General features: G+C 63.0%; 19 protein-coding genes. 6 read left to right on the top strand and 13 right to left on the bottom strand.

What is annotated here, in order from left to right; translation table 11 throughout:
- Positions 1-2: 2 nt before the first annotated feature.
- From CHU94_RS11205 to polA, 9 genes are all read right to left on the bottom strand, one after another.
- A complete protein-coding gene (locus CHU94_RS11205) occupies positions 3-3107 on the bottom strand; it encodes an efflux RND transporter permease subunit (protein ID WP_094479842.1) in 3105 nt (1034 codons plus the stop codon).
- Positions 3108-3119: 12 nt separating this feature from the next.
- Positions 3120-4346, bottom strand: coding sequence for an efflux RND transporter periplasmic adaptor subunit (locus tag CHU94_RS11200; protein WP_094479840.1), 1227 nt, complete (start codon positions 4344-4346; stop codon positions 3120-3122).
- Positions 4347-4384: 38 nt separating this feature from the next.
- Positions 4385-5791 (bottom strand): efflux transporter outer membrane subunit, encoded by a 1407-nt coding sequence (locus CHU94_RS11195; RefSeq protein ID WP_094479838.1) that lies wholly within the window; start codon positions 5789-5791, stop codon positions 4385-4387.
- Positions 5792-5819: 28 nt separating this feature from the next.
- On the bottom strand, positions 5820-6518 hold the full coding sequence (locus CHU94_RS11190; RefSeq protein ID WP_094479836.1) for a CerR family C-terminal domain-containing protein: 699 nt from the start codon (positions 6516-6518) through the stop codon (positions 5820-5822).
- Between the two features lie 79 nt (positions 6519-6597).
- Positions 6598-7023, bottom strand: a complete 426-nt coding sequence (locus CHU94_RS11185; protein WP_094479834.1) for a hypothetical protein — start codon at positions 7021-7023, stop codon at positions 6598-6600.
- On the bottom strand, positions 7001-7825 hold the full coding sequence (locus CHU94_RS11180; protein ID WP_094479832.1) for a ZIP family metal transporter: 825 nt from the start codon (positions 7823-7825) through the stop codon (positions 7001-7003). Before CHU94_RS11180 ends, CHU94_RS11185 begins: the two co-directional genes overlap by 23 nt.
- Complete coding sequence (locus tag CHU94_RS11175; protein WP_176451997.1) at positions 7822-8724, bottom strand: dienelactone hydrolase family protein; 903 nt, start codon at positions 8722-8724, stop codon at positions 7822-7824. The genes CHU94_RS11180 and CHU94_RS11175 overlap by 4 nt, the downstream gene beginning before the upstream one ends.
- Positions 8725-8818: 94 nt before the next feature.
- On the bottom strand, positions 8819-10636 hold the full coding sequence (locus CHU94_RS11170; RefSeq protein ID WP_094479828.1) for a methyl-accepting chemotaxis protein: 1818 nt from the start codon (positions 10634-10636) through the stop codon (positions 8819-8821).
- A gap of 68 nt (positions 10637-10704) precedes the next feature.
- On the bottom strand, positions 10705-13512 hold the full coding sequence (gene polA, locus CHU94_RS11165) for a DNA polymerase I (RefSeq protein ID WP_094479826.1): 2808 nt from the start codon (positions 13510-13512) through the stop codon (positions 10705-10707).
- A 130-nt stretch (positions 13513-13642) separates the two neighbouring features.
- On the opposite strand from polA, the gene CHU94_RS11160 reads away from it, so the two are divergent.
- Genes CHU94_RS11160 through CHU94_RS11150 form a run of 3 tightly spaced genes read left to right on the top strand, consistent with a single transcriptional unit; the run spans position 13643 to position 16169 of the window.
- Positions 13643-14638, top strand: coding sequence for a homoserine kinase (locus CHU94_RS11160; protein WP_094479824.1), 996 nt, complete (start codon positions 13643-13645; stop codon positions 14636-14638).
- Positions 14635-15414, top strand: coding sequence for a BPSS1780 family membrane protein (locus CHU94_RS11155; RefSeq protein WP_094479822.1), 780 nt, complete (start codon positions 14635-14637; stop codon positions 15412-15414). Before CHU94_RS11160 ends, CHU94_RS11155 begins: the two co-directional genes overlap by 4 nt.
- The gene (locus CHU94_RS11150) at positions 15411-16169 is read left to right on the top strand and encodes an iron dicitrate transport regulator FecR (RefSeq protein ID WP_094479820.1); all 759 of its coding nucleotides are present in this window, start codon (positions 15411-15413) and stop codon (positions 16167-16169) included. Before CHU94_RS11155 ends, CHU94_RS11150 begins: the two co-directional genes overlap by 4 nt.
- 15 nt (positions 16170-16184) lie before the next feature.
- On the opposite strand, the gene CHU94_RS11145 is transcribed toward CHU94_RS11150, so the two are convergent.
- On the bottom strand, positions 16185-16643 hold the full coding sequence (locus tag CHU94_RS11145) for a hypothetical protein (RefSeq protein ID WP_094479818.1): 459 nt from the start codon (positions 16641-16643) through the stop codon (positions 16185-16187).
- Between the two features lie 137 nt (positions 16644-16780).
- Between CHU94_RS11145 and CHU94_RS11140 the strand changes: the two genes are divergently transcribed.
- Positions 16781-18997 (top strand): PhoX family phosphatase, encoded by a 2217-nt coding sequence (locus CHU94_RS11140; RefSeq protein WP_094479816.1) that lies wholly within the window; start codon positions 16781-16783, stop codon positions 18995-18997.
- 119 nt (positions 18998-19116) lie between these two features.
- Here the strand turns inward: CHU94_RS11140 and CHU94_RS11135 are convergent, their stop codons facing one another.
- Genes CHU94_RS11135 through CHU94_RS11125 form a run of 3 tightly spaced genes read right to left on the bottom strand, consistent with a single transcriptional unit; the run spans position 19117 to position 23807 of the window.
- Positions 19117-21000, bottom strand: a complete 1884-nt coding sequence (locus tag CHU94_RS11135) for a serine/threonine-protein kinase (protein ID WP_094479814.1) — start codon at positions 20998-21000, stop codon at positions 19117-19119.
- A 23-nt stretch (positions 21001-21023) separates the two neighbouring features.
- Complete coding sequence (locus tag CHU94_RS11130; RefSeq protein ID WP_094479812.1) at positions 21024-21344, bottom strand: antibiotic biosynthesis monooxygenase; 321 nt, start codon at positions 21342-21344, stop codon at positions 21024-21026.
- A 30-nt stretch (positions 21345-21374) separates the two neighbouring features.
- Positions 21375-23807, bottom strand: coding sequence for a UvrD-helicase domain-containing protein (locus CHU94_RS11125; protein ID WP_094479810.1), 2433 nt, complete (start codon positions 23805-23807; stop codon positions 21375-21377).
- A gap of 191 nt (positions 23808-23998) precedes the next feature.
- On the opposite strand from CHU94_RS11125, the gene CHU94_RS11120 reads away from it, so the two are divergent.
- Positions 23999-24976, top strand: coding sequence for a GMP reductase (locus tag CHU94_RS11120; RefSeq protein ID WP_094479808.1), 978 nt, complete (start codon positions 23999-24001; stop codon positions 24974-24976).
- 106 nt (positions 24977-25082) lie between these two features.
- On the top strand, positions 25083-25952 hold the full coding sequence (locus CHU94_RS11115; protein WP_094479806.1) for an NAD(P)-dependent oxidoreductase: 870 nt from the start codon (positions 25083-25085) through the stop codon (positions 25950-25952).
- Positions 25953-25994: the final 42 nt, after the last annotated feature.

Here is a 25994-nt window from a genome sequence, read left to right as displayed (position 1 = left end):
ACTCAGTGAGTCTCGGCCGCCACGGCCGAGACTGCTGGTGCGGCAGGCCGGCGCAGCACCTTGCCCTTGATGCGGCCCACAAAGTGTTCGATGTCATCCACGATGGTGAAGAAGCTGGGCGTGACCAACAGGCTCAGGATGGTGGAGGTAATCAGGCCGCCAATCACCGCTGCCGCCATGGGGGCGCGGAAGCTGTTGTCGGCACTGCCCAGACCAATCACCAGCGGCAGCATGCCGGCCACCATGGCAATGGTGGTCATGATGATGGGGCGCGCACGTTTGTGGCAGGCATCCATCAGCGCATCAAAGCGGGAGAGGCCATGTTCGCGCTGCGCCATGATGGCGTACTCCACCAGCAAAATGGAGTTCTTGGTGGACACCCCAATCAGCATCACCAGACCGATGAAGGACGGCATGGACAGCATCTTGCCCGTCACCAGCAGCCCCATGAAGGCACCGCCAAAAGACAAGATCACTGCGGGGATGATGGAGATGGGGTGCAGGAAGTCCTTGAACAGCAGGACCAGCACGATGTAAATGCACAGCACGCCGGTCAACATGGCCATTCCAAAACCCGCCACCATCTCGGCCTGCACTTCGGCATCACCTACCTCCAACTGCTGCACACCGGCCGGCATGTTGACGATGCTGGGCAGATTGGCCACGGCCTCGGTCACTTCGCCCAGCGGCACGCCAGAGAGTTCGACCTCAAAGTTCACATTGCGCACGCGGTTCAGGCGGCTGATCACCGCAGGGCCACCCGACATTTCGAGCGCGGCCACCTGGCTCAGCATGACTGGGCCCTTGACGCCGGGCACCATCAGGCGGCCCAGCAGCTCCAGGTCCTGGCGCGCATCGGTGTCGAGCTTCACCACAATGGGCACTTGGCGCTGGCTCAGATTGAGCTTGGACAGGGCCGACTCGTAGTCACCCACGGTCGCAATACGCAGGGTTTCGGCAATTGCGCTGCTGGTCACCCCCATGTCGGCCGCCTTGGCAAAGTCAGGGCGAATGGCGATTTCGGCGCGCGTCAAACTGGCACTCGATGAAATATTGCCCAAACCGGGGATCTTGCGCAGGTCGCGCTCCACCGCGGCCGCAGCTTGCGCCAGCGCCACCGGGTCTTCGCCCTTGAGTGCGAGCTGGTATTTCTCACCCGACCCACCCAGGCCCACCTTGAAACGGGCACCCGGCAACTCGGCCAGCGCAGCACGCATCTGGCTCTCGATCACCTGCTTGACGGGTCGGGCGCCCCGCTCGTCCAGCAGGACAGTGAGCGTGGCCTTGCGCACTTCATTGGTCGCGCCGCCAGCAAACGGATCGGAACCCACGGCACCGCCGCCGATGGTGGTATAGATGCTCTTCACATGCGCAACCTTGCCCACCAGGTCACGTGCGTGTTCGGCCGCGGCGTAGGTCTGCTGTAACGTGCTGCCCGGGGGGAGTTCCACATAGACCTGGGTCTGCGAGTTGTCGTCCGGCGGAATAAACCCACTGGGAATCAGCGGCACCAAAAACAGCGAGCCGACAAAAAACGCAATCGCTGCAAACATGGTGGTCCAGCGGTGGCCCAACGTCCAGCGCGTCATGCGCAGGTACAAGGGCATCCACTTTGGCTCTTCGTGCACGTGGGTGGACGGCTTCATCAGATAGGCCGCCATCATGGGCGTGAGCACCCGCGCCACCACCAGCGAGGCGAACACGGCAAATACCGCCGTCCAGCCAAACTGCTTGAAGAACTTGCCCACCACACCGCTCATAAAGGCGGTAGGCAAAAACACGGCAATCAGCGCAAAAGTGGTGGCGATCACGGCCAGGCCGATTTCGTCGGCCGCTTCCATCGCCGCCTGGTAGGGTGTCTTGCCCATGCGCAGGTGACGCTCAATGTTTTCCACCTCCACAATCGCGTCGTCCACCAGAATGCCGATCACCAGCGAGAGCGCCAGGAGCGTCACGATATTGGTGGTGAACCCCATGTAGTTCATGCCAATGAACGCGGGGATGGCCGACAGCGGCAGCGCGACGGCCGAGACCAGCGTGGCACGCCAGCTGCGCAGGAAGAACCACACCACGATCACGGCCAGCACAGCGCCTTCGTACAGCATGGTCATGGAGGCATCAAATTCCTCCTGCACCGGCGTCACAAAGTCAAACGCTTGAGTCAGTTCCAGATCGGGGTGTTGCGCCTTCAGGTCGGCCAGCGCTTTTTGCACGGCGGCGCCCACTTCCACTTCGCTGGCGCCTTTGCTGCGGGTAATTTCAAAGCCAACTACGGACTTGCCGTTGAGCAAGGCCATGCTGCGCTGCTCGGCCACGGTGTCTTTGACGGTGGCCACTTCGTCCAGGCGCACACGCTTGCCACTGGACAGGCTCAGCTCCAGCTGCGACAACTCTTCCACCGTGGCCACCGTGGCCAGGGTACGCATGGGTTGCTCCGATCCGCCCAGGTCAGCACGGCCGCCTGCGCTTTCGGTCTGCACCTGCTTGAGCTGGCGCGAGATGTCGGCCGCCGTGGCGCCCAGCGCCTGCAGCTTGAGCGGGTCCAGCGCCACCTGCACTTCGCGCGTCACCCCACCCACACGGGCCACCGAGCCCACCCCCCGCACGCCCAGCAGCGCCCGCGAGACAGTGTTGTCCACAAACCAGCTCAGGGCTTCATCGTCCATATTGCTGGAGCGGATGGTGAACGCCAGGATGGGCGCGCCCGACAGGTTCATCTTGCTGACGATGGGGTCACGTACATCGCTGGGCAAATCGCTGCGCACCTGCTGCACCGCGCTGCGCACATCGTCCACCGCTTCTTGCGTGGGCTTCTCCAGACGGAACTCGGCAGTCACCGATACATTGCCATCCGAGACCCGGGTGTAGATGTTCTTCAGCCCCTGCAGCGGCGCAATGGCGTTTTCCAGTTTGCGCGCCACCTCGGTTTCCAGCTGCGCGGGTGCAGCACCCGGCAGGCTGGCAGACACGGTGACGGTAGGCAGCTCCAGATCGGGGAACTGTTGCACCTTCATGGCATTGAAGGACATGATGCCTGCCAACGTCAGCAGCACAAACAGCATGACCGCCGGTATCGGATTCTTGATCGACCAAGCAGAAACATTCATCTGGCTTGCTCCTTATTTGCTAGCTGCTGGCGCAGCATTCACAGGGGCTGCGGGCATATTTGGCTTGGAAACTGCCTTGGGGGCCTCAACCACCTTGACGAGGTCTCCTTCGCTCAGAAAGCTGCCACCGGTCGCTACCAGCTTGTCTTCGGGCTTCACGCCGCTCTGCACTTCAATCTGGTCACCGACCACGCGGCCGGTCTGCACCTTGAGCTGGGCAATGCGGTTATCCGCGCCCACGCGGTATACGTAGCTGAAGCCATCACGCACCACCACCGCCGTCTGCGGCACCGTCAGCGCACCGGAGCTGCCCAACTCAAACTCGCCGCGTGCATACATGCCGGGCTTGAAGGCCCCTGGGGCCGTCTTGCCACCAGCTACCGCACCTGCCAGATCCACATAAACCAGGCCGTTGCGGGTGGCCGCATCGACCGTGGGGGCCAGCATGCGCACGCGGCCCTTGACCTGCGCGCCGGTGGGCGATGTGACCACCACATGGGTGCCCACGGTGATGCGGCCTAGCTCGGCCGATGTCACCTCACCGCGCCACTCCAGGCGGCCCTGGCGGATCAGCTTGAACATTTCGGTACCGGCACCCACCACGGAGCCCACCGAGGCGGTGCGCGAAGAAATGATGCCGTTGTCGGGCGCCAGCAGCTGGGTGTGTTTGAGGCGCAACAGCTGCGCGTCGAGCTGGGCCTTGGCCGACTCGACCCGCGCCTTGGCGGTGAGTTCGGCAGTGAGGTACTGGTTGACCTGCTGGGCGCTCAGGGCCCCGGTGCCCTGCACGGCGCGGGCGCGGTCGGCGTTGGCCAGGGCCTCTGCTGCGTTGGCCTGTGCCTCCGACACGGCAGCCCGGGCCAGGGCGACGTCGGCCTGCACGCTCTCGGCCGCAAAGGTGGCCAGCACCTGGCCCTTGCGCACGCTGTCGCCCACGGCGGCATGCAACTCCTGCACCCGCAGACCATTCACTTCGGTGCCCACGCTGGCTTCTTGCCAGGCGGCCACGCTGCCGTTGGCTGCCAGCTTGATGGGCAGCACGCCGCTCTGCGCCTGGATGGTGGTGACAGTGAGCGAAGGCTTGGCGGCAGTGGCCGCACCGGGCTTGGCCGGGTCAGCGGCATCGGCCGCCTGGCTGCGCGTGGCCAGCAGGCCCAGGCCCCCCAGAGTCAGCAGGCCTGCAGCCACCAGGCCAAGGGTCAGTGGTTGAAAAGAGAAGCGGTTGAAAAGACGGTTCATGGTGCGGTCTCGCTAAAAATCAATCAGATACAGGGAATTCAGGGAGCGGGCTCAAAGCCACCACCCAGGGCGCGGTACAAGGCCACCCAGGCGCGGTTGCGTTCCAATGCCAGTGCCAGCTGGGCTGACTGCGAGGCCAGTGCCGTGCGGCGCGCGTCCTCCAGCTCCACCAGACTGGCCAGGCCCTGGCTGTAGCGGCCTTCAGTGGCCGCCAAAGATTCGGCGTAGCCGCGGGTGGAAACTTCGGCATCTTGTTTGCGGGCGTCGGTGCTTTGCAGGTTGACCAGGGCCTCCTCGACCTCGCGCACGGCCTGGCGCACCTTGGCGCGGTACACGGCCACGGCCTGGGTGTAGCTGGCCTCGGCGGCCACTACATTGGCCTTGCGCACGCCGCCATCAAAAATCGGCAACGTCAGTGCCAAGGGGCCGAAGGACCAGGTGTCCAGATTCGTCTCGGTGCCCATGCTGCTGTAACGCAGGGCGCCCACATTGCCGCTCAGGGTCAGGCGTGGGTAGCGCTGGGCCTTGGCGCTGCCCACCTGGGCACTGGCCACCACCACCTCACGCTCGGCGGCAAACACGTCGGGGCGCTGGGTGAGTGTCTGGGCCGGCACGCTTGCTATCGAAACAGGAGCTGCTTGCGCAGGTTTGGTGAGGGCTGAGGCCAGTTTTTGCTTCAAATCTGCCTCGGGCACACCGGTCAGGGCCACCAGCGCCTTGGTGTCAATCTCGCAGGCTGCGGTCTGCTGCGTCACGCGGCTGCTGCCATCGGCGGCGCTGGCGCGGGCCAGGGCTGCCACCGAGGGTGCGGTGAAGCCGGCCTTGGCGCTGATGTCGGCCAGGCGCGCAGTTTCCTGGCGGGAGGCCGCGTCTTTGCGCGCCACGTCCAGTTGCTGGTAGCAGGTGGAGAGGCTGTAGTAGGTGTTAGCCACCTCGGCCGCCACGGCCACTCGGGCGTCGTGCCATTGGGCCTGGATGCCTTGCAGCTGGGCATCGGCCGCCTTGCTCACCGCGCGGTTGGCACCCACCAGGTCCAGCTCCCAGGCAGCCTGCAGGCCAATGGTTTGTGTGGTGGCCGCCGGCACGTTGGGTTGGCTCACGCCACGGCTGGCCGCGATGGAGGCATCGACCTTGGGCAAGAGCGCCGCGTTGGCGGTGGTGCGCTGGGCGCGGGCGGTTTCCACACGGGCCATGGCCTGGGCCACCGAGGGGCTCACGGTCTGGGCGGCCTCGATCAGCTCCACCAACAGCGGGTCACCCTGCTGCTGCCACCACTGCGCCAGGCTGCCCACCGTGCCCTGGTGGGGCAGCGGCGCTTGCCATTGGGCGGTGACCGGGGCGTCCACCTGGGTGGCAGGCATGGTGATGGCGCAACCGGCGAGCGCCAGGGTCAGGATGGACAGGGTGGCCAGTCCAAGAGTGCGTCGGGCGTGGGGCAAATGCATGGTCGTGGGACAGAGTAGGTAAGAACAATCAGGGCTGGGTAGGCACGGCACGGCGCTGGCGCTCGCCTTCCACCATGGACAGGGCGGCGACCAGCATGTGGTCTGCATAGGCATCAATGGCGGCGGGTGAAGCAATCAGCGCCGGGCGGATGGCCTGGATGACATCGCTGCCCACGTGCAGGATCATGCCCAGCCCGACAATGGAGAACGCCAGGCGGTGCACATCGTCGTCGGGCTGTGTGACACCCAGATGGCGGCACAGGGTCTGCACCAGTGCCAGGTGGGCGGGCTTGATGTTGTTGTCGATTTCGGCCTGCCACAGGCCGGTGGGCTCCAACATTTCGCGGATGTGCAGCTTCATGCAGTTTTGCATGGCCACGCCATTTTTCATCGGCTCGGTGAAGGTGTTGAGCATCGCGCGCAAAGACTCTGCCAGGCTTTGCGAGGGCTGGTCGATGCTGGCTGGCTCTATACTGGGGTTGCTGCGTGGGTCGGTGAATACCGCGCGGTAGAGGCCGGCCTTGTCGCCAAAGTAATAGCTGATGGAGGCCACATTGACCTGGGCAGTCAGAGCAATCTCACGTGTGGACGTTTTGGCAAAGCCTTTGTCGGCAAACAACACCAGGGCGGCATCCAGTAAGCGGGTGCGGGCTTCTTGCCCGTCGCTACGCAAGGGTTTGGCCAGGGTAGCGGACGAGCCAGGTTCAGGATGGGGGACTGCGGACATGCCGCGGAGTATAGCTAGTTAAATCAAACGTTTGATTTAACTAAGCCAAGAAACCCATTTCAAGACGGGGTTATGGGTGTCAGCAGGCGTAGGACTCACGGAAACGCGGCTCGCCTGCAAAGCGGCATTGCCAAGCCTGTGCCGCCAGCACCAGCAGGGCGCCGTTGGCAAAGCGCAGCTCCCACACGCTAGCCACACTTTCTTGCGCAGGCACGGGGAGAGATGGGACCAGTTTCCCTGCTTGGAACAGGCGCCCATGCGCGATGCGCCCAGCCGCAAAACCTTCCCACTGCGCGACCTGAACCTGGTGCAAATCCAAAACAAGCCCTTGGGCATAGCCCCAGGCAGAGGGTCCCTCCCCCGCCTGCATACCGAGAATGCGTGCTGTCACGGCAGAGAAATGCAGCGTTACGCTATCGGCCCGCCGCTGCGCATCGGACACCTCACTCTCGCTGAGTTGCCACTCCCACATCACCACCGCTTCAGTGGGCGTGCGCCAAGCCACTCACCACCGTGACAAGCGCAATGCCTGCCATCAACCAGGCAATCTGGGCGGTGGTTTCGCGGGCACTCAGACGTTTTTGCAACTGTGGGATCAGATCAGCCAGCGCCACATAGATGAAGCTGCTGGAAGCCACGACCAAGAAAAATGGCAAATAGTCCTGCAACTGCTCCACCAGCCAATATCCGGTCAAACCACCGATGGCGGTGACCGCACCGGCCAGGGACACTTTGGTCAGCGCGGCACGGCGGCTGGCGGTACCCGCCCGCAGCACCACCAGGTCGCCCATGTGGTGTGGCACTTCGTGGGCCAACACGGCCAAAGAGGCAATCACGCCCAAGCGCAGGTCAGCCATGAAGGCGGACGCAATCAGCACCCCGTCGCCAAAACAATGCACGCTGTCACCGGCCAGCACAGCCCAGGTGCCTGCCATGGGCCGATCGGGCTGCGCCGTGTGAGTATGGGCGTGGCCATGGTGCGCATGGGCATGCGCGTGGGCATCTTCGGTGTGCGTATCGCCGTGGTGGTGGTGCTCGTGGCCGTGGTGCCAGAGCTCGGCCTTGTCCAGCAAAAAGAAGAAAACCAGTCCCACCAGCAGCACCAGGAACAGGTCGCGCGCACCGGCTTGGCTCTCAAAGGCTTCCGGCAGCAAATGCATGAAGGCCGTGGCCATCAAGGCCCCGGCCGCCAGGCTCAGCATGTGCTGGGTGTAGCGCCCCAGCGCGCCAAAACTCAGGGCAGCGGCCAACCAGACACTTCCAATGCCGGCCGCCAAGGTGCCCATCACAATCGCAAGCAGGATCAAGCCACGCCCTTCGCCTTGAACCAGGCCAGTGCACGCAGGAAACCGTCCTCAGCTGCCTCTTTGCGGTAGCTGGGGCGGTAGTCGGCGTGGAAGGCGTGGGGCGCCTGCGGGTAGACCACAAACTCCGAGGCCTTGGCGGCCACGTTGCCCTTGGCCGCGGCCAAGGCCTCTTTCATTTCGTTCACGGTGGTCAGCGGGATACCACCATCCTGCCCACCGTACAGGCCCAGCACTGGTGCCTTCAGCGAAGCGGCCAGTTCCACCGGGTGTTTGGGGTTGACGGCATTGCTGGCACCGACCAGCCGGCCATACCAGGCCACGCCGGCCTTGACGTTTTTGCTGTGCGCGGCATACAGCCAGGTGATGCGACCACCCCAGCAGAAGCCCGTCACGGCGACTTTCTTCACGTTGCCACCGTTCTCGCCAGCCCAGGCCACTGCGGCATCCAGGTCGCCCATGACCTGGTCGTCCGGCACCTTGGAGACGACCTCGGCAATCAGCTTGCCAATGTCGGTGTACTTGCTGGCATCGCCTTGGCGCGCAAACAAGTCGGGCGCGATGGCCAGGTAACCGGCCTTGGCAAAGCGGCGGCAGGTATCGGCGATGTACTCGTGCACGCCAAAAATCTCTTGCACCACCAGCACGATGGGCAGGTTCTTTTTGCCTTCGGGTGCGGCGTAATAGAAGGGTACGGTAAAGCCATCCACATCAAAAATGCCTTCGCCTGCAGCCAGCCCGGTGGTGGGCGTCTTGATCGCGGTCTGCGCCATGATGGGCATGGCGGTGGCAGCGTAGCCCACGCCCAGCGCGGCCTTCAGCGCGGTGCGACGGGTGGCGCCCTCTTCGGTGGAGCTGCCAGGCAGCAGGGAATTGACTTGACTCTTCAAAGCATCCAACACGGCATTCTCCTTGGGTTGAAACACGGCAGCCCGCAGTGTAGGCACAAGCCCAAAGCGGGTGCAGTGTGCGGGTCTTTGGCAGACCCGGGACAGATCAGAAAGTTTCCCAGTCGTCGTCACCACCGGCTGGGGTAATGCGCGTCGATGTATGGGGTACCACCTTGGCGGTGGTGTTGACCACCGGGGGCGGCGTGGAGGGTGCTGGCTTCTTCGCGGGTGTTGCTTTGGCTGCGGCTTGAGGGGCCGCGGCACGGGCAGCAGGGCCAGCATCGGTGGCCCCGCGGCGCTCCGTGCCGTTGAAAGGCGGTGTTTTGGGCACCGAGGAGCGTACCGGCACGGCGGCCAATGCCACCCCATGCGCGGATACAGCGCCCACCTTGAACACAGCCACCGCCTGCTTCATGCGGTCGGCCTGCTCGCGCAGGCTTTCTGCGGCCGCAGCACTTTCCTCCACCAACGCAGCGTTTTGCTGCGTCATTTGGTCCAGGTTGCCGATGGCCTGGTTCACACCGGCAATGCCAGAGCTTTGTTCGTTGGCTGCCGCCGTGATTTCGCCGATCACATCCGCCACGCGGCGCACGCTTTGGACAATCTCCTGCATGGTGGCGCCCGCATCGGTCACCAGCTTGGTGCCAGACTCCACTTTCTCGACCGAGGTGCCAATCAGGCCCTTGATCTCCTTGGCCGCCTCTGCAGAACGCCCGGCCAGGCTGCGCACCTCGCTGGCCACCACGGCAAAACCACGGCCCTGTTCCCCGGCACGGGCAGCTTCCACCGCAGCGTTGAGCGCCAGGATGTTGGTCTGGAAGGCAATGCCGTCAATCACGCTGATGATGTCGTTGATCTTCTTGCTGCTTGCGTCGATCTCCTGCATGGTGCTAACCACCTGGGTCACCACCTCGCCGCCACGCTGCGCCACGCTGGATGCGCTGGCCGCCAAGGCACTGGCCTGGCGGGCGTTGTCTGCACTTTGCTGCACGGTAATGGTGAGGTTGTCCATGCTGGAGGCGGTGGCCTGCAGATTGCTGGACGTTTGCTCGGTACGCTGCGCGAGGTCATTGTTGCCGGTGGCAATTTCAGCACTGGCAATGGCAATGCTGTCGGTGCTGCTGCGCACCTGCGAGACCATGCTGGCCAAAGATTCATTCATGGCGCGCAGGGACACCAGCAAGGAACCAAACTCGTCAGCCCGGTTGGTGGTGATGACGGAACTCAGGTCACCCTGTGCGATCCGAGCAGCCAATTCATTCGCCTGGGCCAGGGGTTCGCGAATGGAGCGCACCAGCCAGGCAGTGCCCGCAAAAATCACTGACACTATCACGGCCAAGCCGACCATGATGCCCACTGAGTTGGCACCGCGGCGGCGCTCTGTCTCTTCTTTGGCCTCGTTCAGTTGCTTCTTCTGCAACTCCACCATTTCTTTCTGGGCCCCTATGTAGGCTGCCATCGCGGGCAGGTATTGGCCGTTCATGATTTGCAGCGCCTCATCCGGATTGCCGGCTGTCTTGGCATCGCGGGCCTTGGTACGCAAATCAATCACTGACTTGCGCAGGTCGCCGATTTTCTTCATCTGCGCCTTGTCCGCATCGGTCAAAGGCATGGCTTCGATTTTCTTCTGCAGTTCGCTGATCTGGGCCGAGGTCGCATTGATGGGTTCTTTGAACGAGTCGTTCACCGCATTGCCCTCTGCCAGCATGATGGCCTGGTTGCGCGCTGCATTGGTCATGGTCAAACCATTCCACTCGGTGGAGATTTGCACCAACTCCTCCATCTGCGACTGTTTCTCACGCCCTTCGGCCAAGATGTTCGCACTGCGTAGCAGCCCTACGATGGCCACTGCACAAATGCCAACTATGACCAGCACGATAAATGCCCACAACTTGGTGGCAATCTTCAGCCCATTGAGTCCCATACGTCGACCTCTTTAGTTTAGTTATCCACATCGGTGCGGCGCTGGGCGCCGCCAACACATCGTCTACCTTAATGGGCCTGGTCCCAATTAGGGCCAACCCCAACCTCGGCGAGCAAGGGGACCTTGAGCGCCGCCACACCCGCCATCAGGCGGGGAATCTCGGTTTTGAGCCAGTCTATCTCTACCTCGGGCACTTCGAACACCAGTTCGTCGTGCACCTGCATGATCATTTTGGTGCCCCTATTTTGCGCATCCAATGCTTGCTGCACCTTGACCATGCTCAATTTGATGAGGTCAGCGGCCGTGCCTTGCATAGGCGCGTTGATAGCTGCACGCTCCAGACCCGCCAACTGCGCCCCCTTGGCAGACTGGATGCCGGCCAGTTGCAAGCGCCGGCCAAACACGGTTTCCACGTAACCTTGCTGTTTGGCCAGTGCGCGGGTGGACTCCATGTAGTTCTTGACGCCGGGGTAACGCTCGAAGTAACGCGCGATGTAGTTCTTGGCCGCCGTGTTGTCGATCCCCAAGTTGCGCGCCAGGCCAAAAGCACTCATGCCATAAATCAGGCCGAAGTTGATCACCTTGGCGTAGCGGCGCTGCTCGCTGCTCACCTGCTCCACCGGCACGCCAAACACCTCGGCCGCGGTGGCGCGGTGCACGTCCAGCCCGTCGTGGAAGGCTTTGAGCAAGGCCGGGTCATCACTGATGTGGGCCATGATGCGCAGCTCGATCTGGCTGTAATCGGCACTGGCAATCACGCAGCCCGGCGCGGCCACAAAGGCCTCGCGCACGCGCCGGCCTTCGGGGGTGCGGATCGGGATGTTTTGCAGGTTGGGGTCGTTGCTGCTGAGGCGCCCGGTCACCGCCACCGCCTGAGCGTAGTGCGTGTGCACGCGGCCGGTGCGCGGCAGCGCCAGCAAGGCCAGCTTGTCGGTGTACGTGCCCTTGAGTTTGGCCAGGCCCCGGTGCTCCAAAAGCTTGGCGGGCAGCGGGTAGTCTTCGGCCAGTTTTTCCAGCACCTCTTCATCGGTGCTGCGTGCACCGGTGGCGGTCTTTTTGACTACGGGCATGCCCAGCTTGTCAAAGAAGATTTCGCCCAACTGCTTGGGGCTGCTCAGATTAAAGGGCTGGCCTGCAATCTCGTAGGCCTCGGTCTCCAGCTGCAGAATGCGCTGGCCCAGTTCGTGGCTCTGCGCCGCCAGCGTGGGCGCGTCGATCAGCACGCCATTGCGCTCAATGCGGTAGAGCGCTTCGCTGCTGGCGATCTCGAGTTCGTAGATGAAGGTCAGCTTGGCATCGGCTTGCAGCTGCGGCCACAGCGCCAGGTGCACGTCCAGGGTTTGGTCCGAGTCTTCGCAGGAATACTCCGACGCCTTGGCAATGACCACCTGGTCAAAACTGATCTGGTGGGCGCCCTTGCCACACAGGTCTTCAAAGCTGATGCCGCTGCGCCCCAGGTGGCGTTCAGCCAGGCTGGACAGGCCATGCGGCTGATGGACTTCCAGCACATAGCTTTGCAGCATGGTGTCGTGCACATAGCCCTGAACTTCGATGCCATGGTTGGCAAACACATGGCGGTCATACTTGATGTGCTGGCCCAGTTTTCTGGCTGCCGGGTTTTCCAGCCAGGGCTTGAGCCTGGCCAGCACTTCATCGCGATTGAGCTGCTCTGGCGCATCGGGGTAGCGGTGGGCCAAGGGAATATAGGCCGCGTGGCCGACCGCGACGCTGAAGCTGATGCCGACGATCTCGGCCCGCATCTCGTCCAACGAGGTAGTTTCGGTGTCCAGCGCCACCAACTCGGCAGCTTGTAGCTTGGCCAGCCAGGCGTCAAAAGCCTCCCAAGTCAGCACCGTGTCGTAATGGAGATTGCTGCTGCGAGGCGCGGGTTCGGCCCCAGCGTCAGTAGGTTCGTCAAACAAGCCGGGGGCCGCAGCGGCCGCTTTGGCAGTCTTGGGCGCCTTGGCTGCAGGTGTCGGTGCGTCACCGCCGCCCAGGGCCTTGGCCAAGCCCTTGAAGCCGTATTTCTCATAAAAAGTGACCAAAGCCCCCGTATCTTCTGCGCCAATAGCTATCGAATCCATAGCAGGCAGGCCGGGCAACCAGTCGTGCAGATCGCAGTCTGTCTTGATTTTCAGCAGCGAGCGGCCCGTGGGCAGCCAGTCCAGCGTCTTGCGCAGGTTTTCGCCCACCACGCCGCCAATCTTGTCGGCGTTGGCCACTACGGCCTCTAGCGAGCCGTACTCCAGCAGCCATTTCACCGCCGTCTTGGGCCCCACCTTGGGCACACCAGGCACGTTGTCCACGGTATCGCCCACCAGGTTTTGGTAGTCCAGCATCAGGTGTGCGGGTATGCCGAACTCGGCCTGCACGCCGGCCAGGTCGCGGCGCTTGCCGTTCATGGTGTCGATGATAGTGATGTGTTCGTTCACCAGCTGGGCCAGGTCCTTGTCACCACTGCTCACGATGACTTCGATGCCCTGGTTCGCCGCCGTGACGGCCAGCGTGCCAATCACGTCATCGGCCTCCACACCGGGTACGTCCAACACCGTCCAACCCAGGTGGCGCACCACCTCGTGGATGGGGGCTATCTGGCTGCGCAAATCGTCGGGCATGGGGTCGCGGTGGGCCTTGTACTCGGGGTAGATGGCATCGCGGAACGTGGGGCCTTTGGCATCAAACACGCAGGCCACATAGTCGGCCGGCACTTCCTTGCGCAGGCTGTTCATCATGTTGATCATGATGCGGATGGCACCGGTTTTTTGCACCGTGCCATCGGGCAGCTTGATGCTCATGGTTTCGCCACCGGCAAAGAAGGCACGGTACAGGTAGCTGGAACCATCGACCAGCAGCAGGGTTTTACGGGCTTCGCTCATCCGGGTATTGTGCCCCCACGCTCCGCCGCTGCGCGGGTCGCTGCCCCCCGAGGGGGTGAATTCGCCTTGGGACGGCCCGGCGGCGAATTGGTGCCCCCATGCCGCGCTCACGGCCCCCTACAATTACCCCATGGCGGTTTACACAGAGGTCTCCTTTGACGAGGCCAGCACTTTCCTCACATCCCTCAAGCTCGGCACCCTTCAGACGCTGGAAGGCTGCTCGGGGGGCATTGAAAACACCAACTACTTCGTCACCACCGACCAGGCGCCCTATGTGCTGACCCTGTTCGAGAGGCTCAGTGCGGAGCAGTTGCCGTTTTACCTGCGGCTGATGAAACATCTGGCCTTCCACGGCGTGCCAGTTCCGGACCCCGCTGCCAACCGTGACGGTGACGTGCTGCACAGCCTGAACGGCAAACCCGCCGCCGTAGTGAACCGCCTCAAAGGAAAAAGCGAGTTGGCGCCTGGCCTGGAGCATTGCCGCCAAGTAGGCGCCATGCTGGCCCGTATGCATCTGGCCGGACGCGACTTCAGCATGCAGCAACCCAACCTGCGCAGCTTGGCGTGGTGGAACGAGACCGTGCCCGTGGTGCTGCCCCACCTGGAACCGGCCCAGGCCCAGCTGCTGCAAGCCGAGCTGGCCTACCAAAACCACATTGCCGACAGCAGCGCCTACACCGGCCTGCCGCGCGGCGCCATCCATGCTGATCTGTTCCGCGACAACGTGATGTTTGACAGCCACGAAGGCAAACCGGTGCTGAGCGGCTTTTTTGACTTCTACTTTGCCGGCACTGACGCTTGGTTGTTTGACCTGGCCGTGTGCCTGAACGATTGGTGTATTGACTTACCCACTGGCGCGGCCGACTTGGAACGCTCTGCCGCTTTTGTAGAAGCCTACGCCGCGGTGCGTCCCTTGATCCCCCAAGAGCGCGAACTGCTGCCCGCCATGCTGCGCGCAGGTGCCCTGCGTTTCTGGATCTCCCGCTTGTGGGACTGGTATTTGCCACGTGAGGCTTCGATGCTCAAACCCCATGACCCGACCCACTTTGAGCGTGTGCTGCGCCAGCGCGTGGCCCAGCCACTCACCTTGGCCCAACTGGAACAGAAACTGGCGGTGAGCGCATGAAGCTGCGTATGGTGCCCGCCCGCCAGGGCGCAGTATGGGTGAAGATGGGCATGCGCACCTTCTTCAAACAACCGCTGGCCCTCTCGGGCCTGTTTTTCCTTTTCATGGCCGCCATGTCGGTGCTCAGCATGGTGCCCGTGCTGGGCAGCATCGTGGCGCTGACCCTGTTGCCCGCGGCCACGCTAGGCCTGATGGCCGCCACCCAAGAGACCACCAAGGGCAAGTTCCCCATGCCCACAGTGCTGGTCAGCGCCTTTCGCGCCGGGCAGCAGCAGCTGCGTGGCATGCTGGTGCTGGGCGGGCTGTATGCGATGGGCTTTTTGCTGGTCATGGCCCTGTCGGCACTGGTCGACGGCGGGCAGTTTGCCCGCCTGTACCTGGTTGGCGGCGAACTCAGTGCCGAGCTGCTGATGCAAAGTGACTTCGAGTGGGCGGCCCTGACTGCCATGGCGCTGTACCTGCCCTTGTCGCTGCTGTTCTGGCATGCGCCGGCACTGGTGCACTGGCATGGCATTTCGCCGGTCAAGAGCCTGTTCTTCAGCATGGTGGCTTGCGCGCGCAATTTCTGGGCGTTCACCGTGTTTGGTCTGACCTGGCTGGCAGCCTTTTTGGGCATGGGTCTGGCCGTGGCCATCGTGTCTGCGTTGCTGGGCAACCCGCAGCTGGTCAGTGCCATACTGCTTCCCATGGGCATGGCCATGGCGGCCATGTTTTTCACCTCGCTTTATTTCACGTTTGACGACACCTTTGAAGTCAGCCCAGGAGACACCGCATGACCCAGCACACCCTTGAAGGCCGCAGCGACAGCGAAGTGCTATGGTTCCAGCGCCGCAGCTTTTTGCAAGCCGCAGCCGCCTGGACCAGCATGGGCGGCTTTGCTGCCGCGCAGGCCCAGTCGCGCAGCAATGTGGTCGAACTGGTGGGGGATGCCCTGGTCAATGGCCGGCGCCTGCTGCCCCAGCAAGGCGTGTTCAGCGGTGACGAAATTGTCACCGGGCCGGACTCGCGCTTGCTGTTTGTCATTGGCAACTCGGCCTTCCATGTGCGCCAGAACTCCCGCTTGACGGTAGAACGTGGGGCCAGTCTCAATGCGGTGAGCCTGCTGCGCCTGGTCACAGGTGCCGTGGTCAGCGTCTGGGGCAAGGGAAGCAACCGCCAGATCGTCACGCCCACCATGACAGCCGGCATCCGCGGCACCGGCGTCTACACCGAGATTTTTGAGGACCAGGGCGGACGCAGCTACTTCTGCAACTGCTACGGCACGGTCGACATGTTTGCAGGCAACGACAAAACCGTGAGCCGCGCCAACTACCACCAAGCCTTCTGGGGTGAAGTACAACCCAAGAAAGGGCGCAGCCTGACTCCGGCCAAGGCCCTGAACCATACCGATGAAGAACTGGAGTTTCTGGCCCAATTGGTGGACCAGCGCACCGCCTGGCAGGTGCTTGGACGCAAGGGCGTCAAGGATGGCAAAGGGTATATGGACGAAAAGCCCGACCAGCCCCACCCGGCCGAAAATCTGACCCGTTAAAGCGACCTTGCGGCATCAGGGCCTGGCTTTGCGGTAGGCTGCCAAGGCCTGCGCCAAGTCTTGGTATTCCTCGCACACGCGATTGCCACAGATGGCCTCCAAGGCTGCCAGATGTTGCTCCGCCATCTCGGGCTGGTGGTTCATGAGATAAGCCTCGCCGATGTACTCGTGCGCGCCTTTGTGTTGTGGGTTGAGTTTCAGGGCTATCTTGTAATGCTCAAACGCCCGCGCAAGATCGGGGCGCTCTTGTTTGCGGTACGCATAGGCCAACAAATTGTGGGCATCGGCGTTGCCCGGCTCCTCCCCAATTACTTTTTTCGTTTCGTATTGGGCATTGCGCCAATCGGCTTTGGCAATGGCCTCCCGCGCGGCTTTCATGCGTTGGTTCACGGTGGGCACATTCATCACCGGCACATCAGCGGCCTGGGCGAGTCCGGCACACAGCAAGGCGAACAGACACAAGGTTTTTTTCATGGTGGGAGTCCCGGTACAAGGTAGTTGGCCTTGCAATATACCGGTGCTGCAATACGCGTGAGCGCGCCATCTTTGTCACAAAGCTGAAACATCACCGACGCATGCTACGCAGGCTTGTTTAACTTGAGGCCTATTGCATGACCGATACCACCCGCTCTTCCAGCGACATCTTCAACAACGAAGACTCCAACACCACCGCCAACCCGCACATCGACCACATCATGACCGCCCGCCTGAACCGCCGCGGTCTGTTGCTGGGCGGCATGGGTGCTGCGGCTACCTCGCTTTTCGGCGCTGGCGCGCTGACTGGCTGTGCCACGGCATCGACCGGTGCAGGCGCTGCAGCTGGCATGACCGCGCCTCTGTCCTCCCTGGGCTTTGCCGCCGTGGGCAAGAGCCTGGCCGACAAAGTGGTAGTGCCTGCCGGATACAACGTGCAAGTGATTTACGCTCTCGGCGATCCGCTCAAGGCAAGCACTGCCGCATTCAAGAACGATGGCACAGACACCGACTGGGACAACCGTGCCGGTGACCACCACGACGGCATGGAGTACTTTGGCCTGGACGCCAGCGGCAAGCCCTCGGCCAACGGCACCACACGCGCCCTGCTGGCCGTGAACCACGAAGCCACCACCGACCAGAAGCTCAGCTCCTTTTTCATCCACAGCAACGGCGGCACCAGCACACTGCCCCGCCCTGCGTCTGAGGTGGACAAGGAACTCGCCATCCACGGCCTGTCCGTGGTGGAAGTGGCAGCCCAAAATGGGCAGTGGACCTACAAGCCCGGCTCCAACTACAACCGCCGTGTGACCACCATGACCGAGGTGCTGATCAGCGGCCCGGCCAAGGGCAGCGAGCACCTGGTGACCAAGTTCAGCCCCGACGCCACCCGCGCCCGCGGCACGCTGAACAACTGCGGCACTGGCAAGACGCCATGGGGCACCTTTGTGTCGGGCGAAGAGAACTGGTTTGGTTACTTCCACCGCGATGCGAAGGACGACGAGCGCCGTGGCAAGAAGGACAAACAAGTGGCGGGCCTGGTGCGCTATGGCCGCCCCGCCGGTGCCGCCAGCCGCCACGGCTGGGAGAGCGCAGGCGCTGAAGACAAATACGTTCGCTGGAACAACGGCGCGCTGGGCGCCAATGCCAAAGCCGACTACCGCAACGAGATGAACACCTTCGGTTTTGTGGTGGAGATGGACGCCTACGATGGCAGCCAGCCCGTGCGCAAGCGCACCGGCCTGGGCCGCTTTGCCCATGAGAGCGTGAGCTTTGCCAAGGCCGTAGCCGGCCAGCCCATCGTGGCCTATATGGGCGACGATTCCCGTGGCGAATACATGTACAAGTTTGTCTCCGCCGCCAAGTGGGACGCTGCCGACGCCAACGCCAGCAACCGCATGGCCGTGGGCGACAAGTACCTGGACAAAGGCACACTGTTTGTGGCCAGCTTCAAGGACGACGGCACCGGCACCTGGATCGAGCTGTCGATGAACAACCCCATCGTCGCGGCCAACCCTGACTTTGAATTCAAGTCCGACGCTGACGTGGCCATCTTCACCCGCCTGGCCGCTGATGGCGTGAGCGCTACCAAGATGGACCGTCCTGAGTGGGGTGGCATCAACCCCCGCACCGGCGACTTCTACATGACGCTGACCAACAATAGCAACCGGACCGTGGATGGCGACATGGGTGCCGACGCAGCAAACCCGCGTGTCTACAGCGACATGAAGGGCAGCAAGGAAAGCAAGGGCAACGTACACGGCCACATCATCCGCGTAGCCCAGGCCAACCCGGCCGACACCGCCTTCAAGTGGGACATTTACCTGTTCGCATCCGAGGCCGATGCCGACAAGTCCAAAGTGAACCTCTCCAACCTGACCGACGAAAACGACATGTCGGCCCCGGACGGCCTCGCCTTCAGCCAAGCCACCGGCCTGTGCTGGATCCAGACCGACGACAGCGCCTACACCGACAAGACCAACTGCATGCTGCTGGCCGGCATTCCCGGCAAGGTGGGCGACGGTGGCAAGAAGTCCCTGGCCTACAAGCGCGCAGACGGTAGCGAAAAACGTGTCGACACCTACATGGGCAAGTCGCAGTCGCCTGACATCCTCAAGCGCTTTTTGGTGGGTCCGGTGGACTGCGAAATCACCGGCCTGTGCGAAACCCCGGACGGCAAAGCGATGTTCATCAACATCCAGCACCCCGGTGAGAACACGCCCATGGCCGAGATTGGCAACCCTGCCAAGTACACCAGCCAGTGGCCTGCCAATGCGGGTTACGGCGCGGGCAAGCGTCCCCGCTCTGCCACCATCGTGATCACCAAAAAAGATGGTGGTGTGATCGGTAGTTAAGGCACTTGCCGCGCCCTGCGGGGCGGCAACACCGGCGGGCTGCAGCGATGCAGCCCGCTATTTTTTTGATAGCTGCTCGCGCAATATCCACGAGGCCAAGATCCCGATTTGGCTTGAAATCAGAGCGAGGGCTTGAGCTTGAGGCAGCTGTTCTCGGGGATGCGCTTGGCGCCCGCTTTGCTGCGGGCCTCATCCTCTGCCTCGCAGGCGAAAAGGATGCCGTAGTACATGCGGCGCCAGTAGACGTCGTCGCCCGGCGCGTCTTTCTGCAGATTGGCGATGAAGATGGTTTCCACCTGGCGCAGCACATCCTTGCGCTGCGCCAGACTCCAGTCCTGCTTGAGCGGCTGCTCCAGAAACAGGCGCTCCAGGTCCGGCACATCGCGGCTATGGCCCCACAGCGTGGGGCTGGAGGCCAGCACCACCTTTTCATTCAAGACCACCCGGATCAACATGGACCGGTAGAGACACTCCCTGGAGTTGCGGTGAAAAGAATCTGCGCTGGCTTTGAGCGTGACTAGCTGGTTGGCAATGACGGAGGGCGACATGTACTTCACCGCACGTACGCGTTGCTCCAACTGGGCGACCGTCATGCGGATCATGGGGCTATCGTCATACACACCTAGCTGCGGGCACTCGGGCATCTCGCCCGCCACGCGCGCAGGCGCAGTCGGCTCGGCAGGGTCTGTCTCAGCCGCGGCTTGAGGCGGCGCAGTGGCGGCCAACGGCTTGGCCGGCGAAGCTGCAGGTCGCTGCGCGGTAGCGGAGGACGAAAGAGAAACTGGGGGCGTCACCGGGACCGTTGGCACCGGCAAGGCGACTGGCGCGCTGGCGGTAGCAGTTGCGGGCGCACTGGCTGCAGGCAACGGCACGGGAGGTGCCTGCACCACCGGTGCAGTGGGCAATGGCACGTCACGCCGGTCCAGTGCAACCCACAGCGCTGTGGCCGCCAGCCCTACAGCCAACACACCCACCAACACGGCCAGCCAGACACTGGCCCGCATTTGCAAAAAGGTCTTGCGCCCCGGGCGCGGCAGTTGCACGGGCTCACGCGCATCACTGCCCGACGCCTCCGGGCTGTGGGCAAAACTGGGGCGCGGGCGGCGGCGCACGGGCACCGAATGGCCCCACCACTGCGGGCTGTGCAGGGCTTTGAGTTCAGTCACCAGCGCCTGCATGGTCTGGATGCGCTCGCCCGGCTCTTTGGCGCAGGCTTGGGCAATCAGCGCGTCCAGCGCCGGGTAGTCGCGCAGGGGCTGCACGTCACGCAGCAGGGGTACCGGGTCGTTGAGTTGGGCCCACAGCAGCTGCGAGGTGTTGTCCCGGTCAAAGGCCTCGCGCCCGCTCAGGGCCTCGAACAGCACCAGCCCCAAGGCATACACATCGGTACGCGCATCCACGCTCCCGGCACTGATCTGCTCGGGCGCCATGTAGCGTGGCGTGCCGGCCACCCCGCCCTCCATGGTCAGGCGCGTGGCCATCTCGTCCATCACGCGGGCAATGCCAAAGTCCAGCACCTTCACGTGCCAGCCGGCCAGGTCGCGCCGCACGCGGACGTTCTCGGGCTTGATGTCGCGGTGCACCACGCCTTTGGCGTGGGCAAAGGCCAGCGTCTCGGCCACCTTGCAGACGATCTCCTGCGCGTCGGCAAAGGCCAGCGCACCCTCGCGGTCCAGCAGGGTGGAGAGGTCGTCGCCGTCTACATACTCAAACGCCAGGTAGAGGTGGCCGTCCTCGTCCACGCCCGTGTCCAGCAGCTGCGCCGCGCCCGGGTGGCTGACCTCCAGCGTCAGTGCGGCTTCGCGCTCAAAGCGCTTGCGCAGCTGGGGGTCATCGGACAGATGGGCCGGCAAAAATTTGAGCGCGACCTGCTTGCCCACCCCGAGCTGCTTGGCCAGGTAGACCGCGCCCATGCCGCCACTGCCAATCTTGCGCAGCAGCTGGTAGCGCCCGGCTACCACCTGCAGCGAGGGACGGGACGACGAGGAAGCGGGATCACGCATGCGCGGCGAAATCACTCACACACTTAGAGCGCGTAGTCGCGTTCCACGCGGGCAATGCGGGTCTTGAAGGCGGCGTACCACTTGGCGTGGCCCAGTTGCTGCGCGACCTGGTGTTCCGCGTTGGCCTTCCAGGCACGGATGGACTCCAGGTCGGTCCAGTACGACACGGTGATGCCCAGGCCGTCGCGTGCCGACTCCACGCCGAGAAAGCCGGGCTGCTGGGCCGCCAGTGCCACCATCTTCTCGGCCATGTCGCCATAACCTTCGTCGACCGCGGTTCGCAGGCTGGTGAAGATGACCGCGTAGTACGGCGTGGGCGGGGTGTTGGCAATGTCTTGGCTCATGGGCTGCTTTCTGAAAATTCAGGCTTCAGTTCAAGGAACCGGTGTGAGTTTGGCCACGCTCAGCGCCAACCACTTGGTGCCGTGGCGGGGGAAGTTGATCTGCGCCCGCGCGTCGTCGCCCGCGCCTTCGAGCGTGAGCACCGTGCCCTCGCCAAACTTGGCGTGGAACACCTTCTGGCCCTTGCGCAGGCCAGTGGGTTCTTCTTTGCGGGGGATTTCCTTCTGGGGTGCAGAATAAGAACCAAACTGGCCTGTAGAGCCCGTGGAATATGCGCGACCAGCTCCTGAATTCGTAGCATATCCACCGCCACCCCAGCTATTGCCAGAGCCGCCGAAGCCGCCTCCGAACCCGCCACTCGCAGGCATAGGCTGCTGTTTGGGCGTGAGGTACTTGAGGCATTCCTCGGGCAGCTCGTCAAAGAAGCGGCTCTTGAGGTTGTAGCGCGTTTGCCCGTGCAGCATGCGGGTTTGCGAATGGCTGAGATACAGGCGCTTGCGCGCACGCGTGATGGCCACGTAGGCCAGGCGCCGTTCCTCCTCCAGGCCATCGTGGTCGCTCATGGAGTTTTCGTGGGGGAACAAGCCCTCCTCCATGCCGGTGATGAACACGCAATCAAACTCCAGGCCCTTGCTGGAGTGCACCGTCATGAGCTGGATGGCGTCTTGCCCTGCGGCGGCCATGTTGTCACCAGCTTCCAGCGCCGCATGGGTCAAAAAGGCCTGCAGGGGCGACAGCGTTTCGCCGGTGTCGCCAAAGTCGACGGGCAGCACCTCCAGCGCCTCGCCACTCAGGCCCTGGCTGGCCGGGCTTTGGGTCAGCGCATCGGGCGAACTCACCAGCTGAGCCATGCCCGGCGCCTCGCGGCCAAAGCCTTCCTGCATGACAAAACTTTCGGCGGCGTTGACCAGTTCGTCCAAGTTCTCGACGCGGTCTTCGCCTTCGCGCTCATTGCGGTAGTGCTCCAGCAGGCCGCTGTGGTCCAGCATCAGTTTGATGATGTCCTTGAGGGTCTTGTCGGCGGTTTGCTCGCGCAGCACATCCAGCTTGGCGACAAAGCCGCCTACCAATGCGCCGGGGCGGCCCGGCAGCAGGCTCACCGCATCATGCAGCGAGCAGCCCGTGGCCTTGGCCTGGTCCTGCAGCTGCTCGATGCTGCGTGCACCAATGCCACGTGCGGGGAAGTTCACCACCCGCAAGAAACTGGTGTCGTCGTTGGGGTTCTCCAAGAGGCGCAGGTAGGCCAGCGCGTGTTTGATTTCGGCACGCTCGAAGAAGCGCAAGCCGCCGTACACGCGGTAGGGAATGCCCGCGTTGAACAAGCCGGTTTCAATCACGCGGCTTTGCGCATTGCTGCGGTAGAGCACCGCAATCTCCTTGCGCTCCACATCGTCGCGAATGAGCTGTTTCATCTCGTCCACCATCCACTGCGCTTCGGCAAAGTCGGTCGGTGCCTCGTACACGCGCACCGGTTCGCCCGCGCCCTGCGCGGTGCGCAGGTTTTTGCCCAGGCGGCGGCTGTTGTGGCTGATCAGTGCGTTGGCGCTGTCGAGGATGTTGCTGTAGCTGCGGTAGTTCTCTTCCAGCTTGATCTGCTGGCGCACCGCAAACTCACGCACAAAGTCCGTCATGTTGCCTACGCGCGCACCGCGAAAGGCGTAGATGCTCTGGTCGTCATCCCCCACCGCCAACACCGCGCCACCGTCGCCGTTCAGCAGGCCATCACTGCCCTGCCCCGCAATCATCTTGACCCAGGCGTACTGCAGTTTGTTGGTGTCCTGAAACTCGTCAATCAGGATGTGGCGAAAGCGCCGCTGGTAGTGCTCACGGATGGGCTTGTTGTCGCGCAACAGCTCATAAGAGCGCAGCATCAGCTCACCAAAGTCCACCACGCCTTCGCGCTGGCACTGGTCTTCGTACAGCTGGTAGATCTCGATCTTCTTGCGCGTGTCCGGGTCGCTGGCCACCACGTCCTTGGGGCGCAGGCCCTCCTCCTTGCAGTTGCCAATGAACCAGCCCAACTGCTTGGGCGGAAAGCGCTCGGTGTCAATGTTGTACTGCTTGCACAGGCGCTTGATGGCACTGAGCTGGTCCTGCGTGTCCAGAATCTGGAAGGCCTGTGGCAGGCCCGCGTTCTTGTAGTGCGCACGCAGAAAGCGGTTGCAGAGACCGTGGAAGGTACCAATCCACATGCCGCGCACGTTCACCGGCAGCATGGCAGAGAGCCGCGTCATCATCTCCTTGGCCGCCTTGTTGGTAAAGGTGACCGCCAGAATGCCGCCGGGCGAGACATAACCGTTCTGCAGCAGCCAGGCAATACGCGTGGTCAGCACCCGGGTCTTGCCTGACCCGGCGCCCGCCAGAATCAGCGCGTGCTCGGCCGGCAGCGTGACGGCGGCGAGCTGCTCAGGGTTGAGGTTTTCTAACAAGGGGGGAGTGTTGCCAGGGGCGGCGAGGGAATGCATGCCCCGATTGTAGAAAGGCGCCGTGTGCCGCCTGTTTGGCCCCCATACAAAAATCCATATACCGCCCTGCCCCCAATCCGCCTAGAATCGCGCACCGGGCCCAAGCAATTGGGACCCGGTTTTTTTATGGCCGGGTCCGTTCCAAGCGCCCATTGTTTTGAACCTGAAAACTTTGGATAGGAGCTTGGACCATGGAAATTTTTGACTACGACAACATCCTCTTGCTGCCCCGCAAATGCCGGGTGGAGAGCCGTTCCGAATGCGATGCCAGTGTCGAACTGGGTAGCCGCAAATTCCGCATCCCCGCTGTACCCGCCAACATGAAGACCGTGGTGGACGAATCCATCTGCGAATGGCTGGCCCAGAACGGCTACTTCTACGTCATGCACCGCTTCGACCTGGATAACGTGAAGTTCACGCAGGCCATGCACGCCAAGGGCCTGTTTGCGTCCATCTCGCTAGGCGTGAAGAAACCGGACTACGCCACGGTCGACGAATTGGTCAAGCTGGGCGTGACGCCCGAGTACATCACCATCGACATCGCACACGGCCATGCCGACAGCGTGCGCGACATGATCATTTATCTGAAGAAGCACCTGCCAGGCAGCTTCGTCATTGCTGGCAATGTGGCGACGCCCGAAGCCGTGATCGACCTGGAAAACTGGGGCGCCGACGCCACCAAAGTGGGCGTTGGCCCCGGCAAAGTCTGCATCACCAAACTCAAGACCGGCTTTGGTACCGGCGGTTGGCAGCTCAGCGCGGTGAAGTGGTGCGCCCGCGTGGCCACCAAGCCCATCATTGCTGACGGCGGCATCCGTAGCCATGGCGATATCGCCAAGAGCATTCGCTTCGGCGCCAGCATGGTCATGATCGGCTCGCTGTTCGCCGGCCACGAAGAATCACCCGGAAAGACGGTGGAAGTCGACGGCGCTCTCTACAAAGAGTACTACGGCTCGGCCAGCGACTTCAACAAGGGCGAGTACAAGCACGTCGAAGGCAAGCGCATCCTCGAACCCGTCAAGGGTAAGCTGGCCGACACGCTGGTGGAAATGGAGCAAGACGTACAGAGTTCCATCAGTTACGCCGGTGGCAAGAAACTCATGGACATCCGAAAGGTCAACTACGTCACGCTGGGCGGCGACAACGCGGGCGAACACCTGCTGATGTAAGCCCCATCGCAAGGGCTGTCAGCGTTTCGACAGCCTTTGTGCAGCCGTTGACAAGCACTTCGCCGCGGGGGGCGCTATTCTTGTGCCGAGGAGCACAAGAGTCACCATGAAAATAGCATTACTCGGCATCGGCCTCATGGGCCAGCCCATGGGGCGCCGCCTGTGTGAGGCGGGGCATGCGGTTCACGTGTGGAACCGCACCCGAAGCAAGGCCGAAGCCCTGGCACCGCTGGGCGCCACCGTACATGCCACCCCCGCCCAAGCCGTCAAAGACGCCGAGTTGGTCATCCTCATGCTGGACCACGGGGGTGTGGTCGGCCATGTCTTGTTTGAGCTGGGCGCTGCGGGCGGCATTGCTCCAGGCACCCTGCTGGTGGACATGTCCTCCATCAAACCGATTGAAGCCAAAGACCATGCCGCCCGTCTGAGCGAGCTGGGAGTCGACTACCTGGATGCGCCTGTGTCCGGTGGCACCGTGGGCGCCGAACAAGGCACGCTGGCCATCATGGTCGGTGGCAAGGCTAGCAACTTTGAGCGCGCCGTACCGGTGCTTAAGGTATTTGGCCGCCCCACCCATGTGGGGCCGATTGGCTCCGGGCAACTCACCAAACTGGCCAACCAGATGATTGTGGGCGCCACCATTGGCGTAGTGGCCGAGGCCCTGCTGCTGTGCGAGCGCGGTGGCGCCGACATGGGCAAGGTCAAGGAGGCCATCACCGGTGGCTTTGCCGACAGCCGCATCCTGCAGGTGCACGGCCAGCGCATGGTGGACCGCGACTTTGCGCCACGTGCGCGCATGACGGTGCAAATCAAGGACTTGCGCAACGCGCTGGCCACCGCCAGCGAAGTGGGCTTTGATGCGCCCATCACCGCGCTGTTTGAGCAGCTCTACGCCCAGGGCATCGACCATGGCCTGGCCGACCTGGACCACGCGGGCCTGTTTGTGGAGCTGGCCAGCCGCAATGGCATGGCCTGAACGGGGTCAGACCATTCGGACGTAAAAAAGGCCTCTTGCGAG

Origin of the sequence: Rhodoferax sp. TH121 (genome assembly GCF_002251855.1) — a bacterium.
GTDB lineage: Bacteria > Pseudomonadota > Gammaproteobacteria > Burkholderiales > Burkholderiaceae_C > Allorhodoferax.
Note: the sequence above shows the minus strand (reverse complement) of the source record. Positions and strands in the feature narration are given on the sequence as shown.

Excerpts from the sequence above, each read along its gene's own strand:
- CHU94_RS11195 (WP_094479838.1), bottom strand. The coding sequence starts at position 5,791 with ATGCATTTGCCCCACGCCCGACGCACTCTTGGACTGGCCACCCTGTCC.
- polA (WP_094479826.1), bottom strand. The coding sequence starts at position 13,512 with ATGAGCGAAGCCCGTAAAACCCTGCTGCTGGTCGATGGTTCCAGCTAC.
- CHU94_RS11145 (WP_094479818.1), bottom strand. The coding sequence starts at position 16,643 with ATGAAAAAAACCTTGTGTCTGTTCGCCTTGCTGTGTGCCGGACTCGCC.
- CHU94_RS11130 (WP_094479812.1), bottom strand. The coding sequence starts at position 21,344 with ATGAGCCAAGACATTGCCAACACCCCGCCCACGCCGTACTACGCGGTC.
- CHU94_RS11140 (WP_094479816.1), top strand. The coding sequence starts at position 16,781 with ATGACCGATACCACCCGCTCTTCCAGCGACATCTTCAACAACGAAGAC.
- CHU94_RS11155 (WP_094479822.1), top strand. The coding sequence starts at position 14,635 with ATGAAGCTGCGTATGGTGCCCGCCCGCCAGGGCGCAGTATGGGTGAAG.
- CHU94_RS11120 (WP_094479808.1), top strand. The coding sequence starts at position 23,999 with ATGGAAATTTTTGACTACGACAACATCCTCTTGCTGCCCCGCAAATGC.
- CHU94_RS11115 (WP_094479806.1), top strand. The coding sequence starts at position 25,083 with ATGAAAATAGCATTACTCGGCATCGGCCTCATGGGCCAGCCCATGGGG.
- CHU94_RS11125 (WP_094479810.1), bottom strand. The coding sequence starts at position 23,807 with ATGCATTCCCTCGCCGCCCCTGGCAACACTCCCCCCTTGTTAGAAAAC.
- CHU94_RS11190 (WP_094479836.1), bottom strand. The coding sequence starts at position 6,518 with ATGTCCGCAGTCCCCCATCCTGAACCTGGCTCGTCCGCTACCCTGGCC.
- CHU94_RS11150 (WP_094479820.1), top strand. The coding sequence starts at position 15,411 with ATGACCCAGCACACCCTTGAAGGCCGCAGCGACAGCGAAGTGCTATGG.
- CHU94_RS11200 (WP_094479840.1), bottom strand. The coding sequence starts at position 4,346 with ATGAACCGTCTTTTCAACCGCTTCTCTTTTCAACCACTGACCCTTGGC.
- CHU94_RS11135 (WP_094479814.1), bottom strand. The coding sequence starts at position 21,000 with ATGCGTGATCCCGCTTCCTCGTCGTCCCGTCCCTCGCTGCAGGTGGTA.
- CHU94_RS11160 (WP_094479824.1), top strand. The coding sequence starts at position 13,643 with ATGGCGGTTTACACAGAGGTCTCCTTTGACGAGGCCAGCACTTTCCTC.
- CHU94_RS11170 (WP_094479828.1), bottom strand. The coding sequence starts at position 10,636 with ATGGGACTCAATGGGCTGAAGATTGCCACCAAGTTGTGGGCATTTATC.
- CHU94_RS11205 (WP_094479842.1), bottom strand. The coding sequence starts at position 3,107 with ATGAATGTTTCTGCTTGGTCGATCAAGAATCCGATACCGGCGGTCATG.